This is a genomic window from Burkholderia sp. E168m23 (assembly GCF_016586125.1).
Lineage (GTDB): Bacteria > Pseudomonadota > Gammaproteobacteria > Burkholderiales > Burkholderiaceae > Burkholderia > Burkholderia orbicola.
In genome coordinates this window covers 1-7,755 of sequence record NZ_BCPP01000249.1, presented here as the reverse complement: position 1 = coordinate 7,755, position 7,755 = coordinate 1, and the positions used below count along the sequence as shown (strand labels likewise).

The following is a 7,755-nucleotide window of genomic DNA, read 5'->3' as shown; positions in this document are numbered from 1 at the left end:
ATGTGCACTTCGATCAGGTTCGTGCCGGGATCGAAGTGATAGCCCCATACGGCCTCGAACAACATCGTCCGCGTAATGGTTTGCCCGGCATTGCGCATCATGTACTCGAGCACGCGGTACTCGGTCGGCAACAACACGATTTCCTCGCCGTCGCGAAACGCCTTGCGCGAGATCAGGTCGAGCTTGAGGGGGCCGACGACCAGCGTCGTGTCGAACGTGGCCGGCGCGGCCTGGCTCCGGCGCAGCAGCACCTCCAGGCGCGCGGCCATTTCCTCGGGATCGAACGGCTTGGTCAGGTAGTCGTCGCCCCCCGCACGCAGCCCGCGGACCCGTTCGTCGACATCGCCGAGCGCGCTCAGCATCAGCACGGGGGTGCGCACGCCGACGCTGCGCATCGTGGTCAGGATCGCGAGGCCGTCGACCACCGGCAGCATCCGGTCGAGCGTGATCACGTCGAACTCGTTGCCGAGCGCGCGGGCCATGCCATCGCGCCCGTTCGCCACCCATTCGACCGTAAAGCCGCGCCCCTCCAGCTCCGTGACTATTTCGTTCGCGGTGATTTCGTCGTCTTCGATCGTGAGGACGTGCGCGACGGCCGTGCCGTCCACGGCCGGCTTGTCAGGCGGGGCGGGCTCGTTGACCGGGGAAGCGGATGATGCCATGTACGATTCTCGTCTTCATCGAAGGGACGTATGCGCTTCGATACCCGACGGCCGAACGCGCTCGTGCAGAGCTTATGCGTGCACGCGTAAAAGATGCGCGCCGGCTTCGTGAAGAAAGTTTCATATCCGACAACATCACGTCCGTGTCGGCTTCGATCCTGGCTTATTTGACATTGCAACGGAGGCTGAAAACGACCCGGCATGCTCGCCTTTGCGACACGATTTCGTACCACGGCTCGCGACGCACGCGAGCCGCCGCGACCGGCTGCGAACGGTGCGCGGCAACGCGCGATCAGCGTGGGTGCGATCGTGTGCCGGTCGCGTCCGCACGATGCGACGCGAGATCACGTGCGGCATCGATCGCACGATCCCGCTGTTCGGCTTTCGCGTTCGCGAGCGTCACATCGGCGATCGCGAGCCCGGTTCCCTGCACCTTCGCGAACGCCGGCAGCGACGCACCCATCAACGCGACCAGCCCAGCCATGATGACCTTTGATTTCATTGCCTTACCCCCGTGTCCACCGCGCGGCGCGCGGCATCGATCGATCCATCGCTCGACGATACGCCGCCGCGCCTAACCATCCGGAAGCACGCGCATGAACGATTCTTTAACCTTCAATGCCTGCGGCAACCGGTGCATGGCCCGAGCCGGGCTTGCCTAAAACATGTTTCATCATCGCGCTGTCGTTTAGCTAGTCCGCCGTGCCTAATCTTCGCCTCGCGACCGACGCAGACACCCTGCCGTACGGCCTCTACTCAACGCTATCCAGGAGCCGAAGATGAATCATCCCGTCCGTTATCTCGTGTGCGCCGCCATGCTCGCATTGAGCGTCTCCGCGCATGCCGGGACGAAGCTCACGTCCGCGCAATGTCATGACTATCCGTTCGTGCATGCGAACGGCCCGGTCTCCCACCGGCAGCTCGTCAACGAACTGAACGAACTGGAGTCCGTCGGCTACAACCCGTCGTCCGGAGACGAGAGCAGCTATCCCGACGATATCGATTCGGCACAGGCGCGCCTGATGCAGAAGTACCAGCACGATTGTGCCGGGGCGGCCAATACCGTCGCGTCGAGCGGCAACTGAATCGTCCGCTGCACCCGTTCTCCGAGTTTGCGCGCGAGCCCTCGTGGCCGCGCGCGTTTTTTCGGGTAGCCTCGACATTCCGTGCCGATATGTCGACGCTTCACGCGAATAAATCTTCATGTCAATCGTCGAAAGATAGAAAACAACACATCGCAAGGCGTTCGATCGTCATGCGACTCCAAGGCATCCCACCTTTCCGCGTGAGATCCCTCGGCGCATGACACTTTCGAATACTGAAAAATAGTCTTTCCATGCACGTTGCGGCGACCGCTTTTCCTCTGCCTACACTGCCTCGTCCGCCGAGATCGCATTCCGGGACGACATCGAAGTCAGCGCCATCCAGCGCCGACTGCCCCACCCCACCGTCAGAGGAACTAAATGAAACGTCGATCGAAGAAACTGCCCTGGTACGTATTCGCGCCGGCACTCCTGCTCGCAGGCACGGCGCACGCCCAGCAGAGCATCACGCTATACGGGCTGATAGACGAAGGCCTCAACTTCACGAGCAATGCAGGCGGTCATCGCGCCTGGCAGATGTCGAGCGGAGACACATTCGGCAGCCGATGGGGCTTGAAAGGCAGTGAAGACCTTGGCGGCGGCGACAAGGCCATCTTCCAGCTCGAAAACGGCTTCAACGTGAACAGCGGCAAGCTCGGTCAGGATTCGAGCATGTTCGGCCGTCAAGCGTTCGTGGGCCTGTCGTCGTCACGGTATGGCACGCTCACGCTCGGACGCCAGTACGATACCAGCGTCGACGCGCTCGGCTTCGGCGGCATCACGGCGGCCGGCAACTGGGCCGGCGACATCGCGACCCACCCGTTCGACAACGACAATACGGACTGGGATTTCCGCGTCAACAATGCCGTCAAGTACGTGACCCCGACATACCGCGGACTCACCGCGGAAGCAATGTACGGCTTCAGCAACCAGCCCGGCGGATTCTCGAACAATCGCGTCTGGGGCGCCACGCTGAACTACCAGAGCGGCAACCTGACTGCGGCGGCGTCCTACCTGAAGCTCAACAATCCCGGGCTCGCGGCGGGTGGCGCGGTCAACAGTGGCGATCTCTTCAACGGCTCGTCGCAGCAGGACATCGGCGTAGCGGCTTCCTACCAGTTTACCCACGTACTCGTCGGCGCCGCGTGGTCCCATGTCGATGTCTACAACCCCGCCGGCAATGCGTGGATCGACAATACCGCCCTGCAAAACGGCGCGACGTGGAACGCTTGGAAATTCGACAACTTCGAACTCAATGCTCAGTATTACTTTACTCATGCCCTCTGGCTGGGAGCGTCCTACACGTTTACCATCGCGCATCTGTACACGTCCGACACGAAATATGTCCCCAAGTGGCACCAGATCGGCATGATGCTCGACTATGACCTGAGCAAGCGCACTTCGCTGTATCTGCAAGGCGCGTGGCAGCATGTCGTCAGCGCCCGTACCGGGACCAGCTTTGACGATGCCCAGATCGTGGACGCGTCGGCTGGCGCGTCGTCAGGGCCAAACCAGATGGTCTATCGCATGGGCATGGTGCATCGCTTCTAACCCGTCAGAGTCCCGCACCGGAACCCGCTCGGCGCGGCTTCGGTGCGGGCGCCGGTGAGTCGATCGAAACCGCTGCGAATTCCCTTCAGGAATTCGCCCGATTACACCCGGGCGCATGCACTCAGCCTTCGTGTGGAATACCTTCGATCGGGCACTCCGGCGTACCAGGCGTTGTGCGCGTGAGCGCTTCGACACGGCGACGCGTGGCGTCCGGATCCGTAATCCAGTCGCGATAGAACCCGAACGGGCACTCCGCGACGCCGTTCACGCCGTCGCCGGAGTTGATCGTGCCGGTGTACCCGCGATGCAGCAGCTTGTATAGATGATTCTGCGACTGCATGTTGCGCCGCGCGTCGCGAATCATGCCGAGCGACAGCTCCGCATACTGCACGCCCATTTCCTCCTCGCCGCATTCGCCGAGCGTGCGCCCGTCGAACCCGACGATCGCCGAATGGCCGAAGTACGAATACACGCCGTCCCAGCCGGTGGCGTTGGCCACTGCGACGTAGGTGTTGTTCATCCACGCCATCGCCTTCGCGACCATCACCTGCTGCTCTTTCGCCGGGTACATATAGCCCTGGCAGCGCACGATCAGCTCGGCGCCATTCATCGCGCAGTCGCGCCAGATCTCCGGATAATTGCCGTCATCGCAGATGATCAGGCTGATCTTGAGGCCCTTCGGGCCGTCCGTCACATAGGTGCGGTCGCCCGGATACCAGCCTTCGATCGGTGTCCACGGCATGATCTTGCGATACTTCTGCACGATCTCGCCGCGATTGTCGATCAGCACGAGCGTGTTGTACGGTACCTTGTGCGGATGCGCTTCGTGGCGCTCGCCCGTGATCGAAAACACCCCCCACACGTTGGCCTTGCGGCATGCCGCCGCGAAGATATCCGTCTCTTCGCCGGGGATCGTCGACGCCGTATCGAACATCTCCTGACGGTCGTACATGATGCCGTGGGTCGAATACTCGGGGAACACCACGAGATCCATGCCCGGCAAACCCTGCTTCATGCCGACCACCATGTCGGCGATACGGCGCGCGTTGTCGAGCACCTCCGCCTTCGTGTGCAGACGCGGCATCTTGTAGTTGACCACCGCGACACCCACACAATCGCGGCTACTCGAAATATCACCATGTCGCATGACGCTTTCCTCCTCGAACACGTACACGTTGACGCCGCGCGCGACGGCCGCTGCTTCCAGGCATCGACTCGCGCGCGGCACACCTTAGTGGCTGATCATCCACGGCCGTCCCGCCGGCCGCTTGAGGCCGTCCGACGCCGTGCCTGCAAGCTTCGCCGCGCCGCCCGAACAGCAACTGCAACCGGCCCGATGGCGCAGTGGCGGCCCGTCGCCGGACTGACGCGGCGCGTGCGCGGCACGCTCGTTGGTCGCGTGTGCGGCACGGCGTGCCCCGCCCATCAGCGCGAGCGAGGGCGCGCTGACGACACGGTCGCCTTGCGCGCCGCAGTCGGGGCAGCAGCTTGGTTGTTCGCGATCCGCGATGCGGCGCATGACGGAGAACGGCCCGCAGCTTGCGCATTCGAAGTCGTAGATTGGCATGACGGCCTCCTGTTCTTGCGTGATTTCAGTGTGTCGCTCACGCCTTCGCGAGATCCGGCGAACACGGCAGATCCACCCCGCCCTGGATGTACCGGATCGGGCCGTCGGCATTCGGGCGAATGTCGAAGTCGAAGATCTGCGTGGGCAGCCACAAGGTCGCGCATGCGTTCGGAATGTCCACCACGCCGCTGATATGCCCCTGCACCGGCGCGCAGCCCAGCAGTGAATACGCCTGCGCGCCCGAATAACCGAATTTCTTCAGATACTCGATGGCGTTCAGACACGCCTGGCGATACGCGGTGGTGACGTCGAGATAATGCTGGCCGCCCTGCTCGTCGACGGAAATGCCCTCGAAAATCAGGTAGTCGTTATAGGTCGGCGTGATCGGGCTGGGCTGAAAGACGGGGTTGCGGATACCGTATTTCGCCATGCCGCCCTTGATGAGATTCACGCGCATATGCACCCAGCCGGCCATTTCGATCGCGCCGCAGAACGTGATCTCGCCGTCGCCCTGGCTGAAGTGCAGGTCGCCGACCGACAGGCCCGCGCCATCCACGTACACCGGGAAAAACACCTTCGAGCCGCGCGACAGATCCTTGATGTCGCAATTGCCGCCATGCTCGCGCGGCGGCACCGTGCGCGCGCCTTGCGCGGCGGCCTGGTCGCGCGCGTCGCCCGCGAGCTTGCCCATGTGCGCGGTGGCCGCGAACGGCGGATTCGCGAGCGGCGGCACGCGCTCCGGCGCAGTGGCGATCAGGCCGGTTTCGCGCGCGTTCCAGGTTTCCAGCAGAGTCGGATCGGGCAGGCAGCCGATCAAGCCGGGGTGAATCAGGCCCGCGAAATTCACGCCCGGAATATGGCGCGAGCTCGTGTAGACACCATGAAAATCCCAGATCGATTTCTGCGCGCTGGGGAAATGATCGGTGAGAAAGCCGCCGCCGTTCGTCTTCGAAAAGAAGCCGTTGAAGCCCCATTGGCTATCGGCCTTCGCGCCGATGTCGAGCAGGTCGACCACCAGCAGGTCGCCGGGCTCCGCGCCGTGCACGCCCACCGGGCCGGACAGAAAGTGCACGATCGACAGGTCGATGTCGCGCACGTCGTCGGCGCTGTCGTCGTTCTTGATGAAGCCGCCGGTCCAGTCGTAGGTTTCGAGGATGAAATCGTCGCCGGGCTTGACCCAGCAGGCCATCGGAATGTCGGGGTGCCAGCGATTGTGCACCTGTTCGTTTTCGTAGGCCGACTGGTTCAGATCGACCTTGATGAGAGTCTCGGGCATGACGTTCGCTCCTTGGGTTCGCGGATTGACATACGGCGCGGCGCGCGAACGCCGCGCCGCGCTCAGACGGACAGGTACTCGCGGATGCGGTCGGTGTCGCCCGCATCGCGCGTACTTTGGTGCACGAAGCGCCCACCCTCGATCACGAACAGGCGGTCGGCCACGTCGAGCGCGAAGCTCAGCACCTGCTCCGACACGACGATGGCGATATTGCGGCTCGTGCGAATCTGGTTGAGCGCCTTGGCGATGTCCTTGATGACGGACGGCTGGATGCCTTCGGTCGGCTCATCGAGCAGCAGCACTTTCGGGTCGGTCGCGAGCGCACGCGCGATCGCGAGTTGCTGTTGCTGGCCGCCCGACAGATTGCCGCCCTTGCGCTTTCTCATGTCGAACAGCACCGGAAACAACGCGTAGAGCTCGTCGGGCACGCGTTGGCTCGGTGCGTTTTCGAGGCCCGTCTGGATGTTTTCCTCGACGGTCAGCGACGCGAAAATCTGCCGTCCTTGCGGCACGTAGCCGATGCCCTTCGACACGCGGCGGTAGCTCTCGTCCTTCGAGACGTCGGCGCCGGCCACGCGCACCGTGCCGCGATTGGCGGGCAGCATGCCGATCAGCGCCTTGAACAGCGTCGTCTTGCCCATGCCGTTGCGGCCCATCACGGCCACGCTTTCGCCTTGCGCGACGGCAAAGTCGATGCCGTGCAGCACCTCGCTCTGGCCGTAGCTGACGACGAGATCGTCGACTTCCAGCATGATGTGTTCTCCGTGTTGTCGTCCGGTGGCGGACTCAGTGGCCCAGGTAGACGTCGATCACGCGCGGGTCGGCCTGCACCTGCGCCATCGGGCCTTCCGCGAGAATCTTCCCCTGATGCATGACCGTGACCTTGTGCGCGATGCGCTCCACGAAAGCCATGTCGTGCTCGATCACGATCATCGAGCGATTGCGGCAGATGCGGTCGAGCAGTTCGGCCGTCAGTTCGCGCTCGCGCACGCTCATGCCCGCGATCGGTTCGTCGAGCATCAGCAGTTCGGGGTCCTGCATGAGCAGCATGCCGATTTCGAGCCACTGTTTCTGGCCGTGCGAAAGCAGCCCGGCTTCCATATCGAGTGTGGCGGAGAGGCCGATTTCATCGGCCACGTCGCGCACGCGATCGGCCACTTCGGTATCCTCGCGATAGGCGAGCGCGCCGAACACGCTGCGGCCGCGCGGAAACGACACTTCGAGGTTCTGCGCGACGCTCAGGTTTTCGTAGATCGACGGCGTCTGGAACTTGCGGCCGATCCCTTGACGCACGCGGCGGAATTCCGCAAGACGCGTGATTTCCTCGTTGCGGAACTTGATGCTGCCCGCCGTTTCCTTCGTCTTGCCGCAGATGAGATCGAGCAGCGTGGTCTTGCCCGCGCCGTTCGGGCCGATCACCACCCGCAGCTCGCCGCGTTCGAGATAGAGATTGAGCGAATCGATCGCCTTGAAGCCGTCGAACGACACGGTCAGGTCTTCGATCGCGAGCAGAAAGTCGGTATTGCTCATGCTTCACGCCTCCTTGTTCGCCACGCCGAGCAGCCGCCGTACGCGCGGGCGCACATGCTCGTCGTAGAGGCCCGCCAGCCTCGTATA

General features: G+C 63.2%; 9 protein-coding genes. 2 read left to right on the top strand and 7 right to left on the bottom strand.

The annotated features are described in order from the left end of the window. The coding region (locus JMF90_RS14930; protein ID WP_236597981.1) for a response regulator transcription factor at positions 1-662 on the bottom strand (662 nt) is incomplete at its 3' end. Between the two features lie 292 nt (positions 663-954). Beyond that, positions 955-1,164, bottom strand: a complete 210-nt coding sequence (locus tag JMF90_RS14925) for a hypothetical protein (RefSeq protein WP_011547495.1) — start codon at positions 1,162-1,164, stop codon at positions 955-957. Positions 1,165-1,441: 277 nt separating this feature from the next. Here JMF90_RS14925 and JMF90_RS14920 point away from each other — a divergent pair, with 277 nt between their 5' ends. After that, positions 1,442-1,747, top strand: a complete 306-nt coding sequence (locus JMF90_RS14920) for a DUF4148 domain-containing protein (RefSeq protein WP_006478802.1) — start codon at positions 1,442-1,444, stop codon at positions 1,745-1,747. A gap of 378 nt (positions 1,748-2,125) precedes the next feature. Further along, entirely contained in the window at positions 2,126-3,295 is a 1,170-nt protein-coding gene (locus JMF90_RS14915) for a porin (protein ID WP_011547494.1), read from the top strand. Positions 3,296-3,416: 121 nt separating this feature from the next. Here JMF90_RS14915 and JMF90_RS14910 read toward each other — a convergent pair whose 3' ends face one another. The 5 genes from JMF90_RS14910 to urtD form a co-directional block, all read right to left on the bottom strand. Continuing rightward, entirely contained in the window at positions 3,417-4,442 is a 1,026-nt protein-coding gene (locus tag JMF90_RS14910; protein ID WP_011547493.1) for an aliphatic amidase, read from the bottom strand. An 84-nt stretch (positions 4,443-4,526) separates the two neighbouring features. Next, positions 4,527-4,862, bottom strand: a complete 336-nt coding sequence (locus tag JMF90_RS14905; RefSeq protein ID WP_011547492.1) for an FmdB family zinc ribbon protein — start codon at positions 4,860-4,862, stop codon at positions 4,527-4,529. A gap of 37 nt (positions 4,863-4,899) precedes the next feature. After that, complete coding sequence (gene fmdA, locus JMF90_RS14900) at positions 4,900-6,138, bottom strand: formamidase (RefSeq protein WP_006478798.1); 1,239 nt, start codon at positions 6,136-6,138, stop codon at positions 4,900-4,902. 62 nt (positions 6,139-6,200) lie between these two features. Further along, positions 6,201-6,890 carry an urea ABC transporter ATP-binding subunit UrtE gene (gene urtE, locus JMF90_RS14895; protein ID WP_006478797.1) on the bottom strand — a complete coding sequence of 230 codons (690 nt, stop codon included), beginning with the start codon at positions 6,888-6,890 and terminating at the stop codon, positions 6,201-6,203. Positions 6,891-6,924: 34 nt separating this feature from the next. Beyond that, on the bottom strand, positions 6,925-7,668 hold the full coding sequence (urtD, locus tag JMF90_RS14890; protein WP_006478796.1) for an urea ABC transporter ATP-binding protein UrtD: 744 nt from the start codon (positions 7,666-7,668) through the stop codon (positions 6,925-6,927). Positions 7,669-7,755 lie beyond the last annotated feature (87 nt).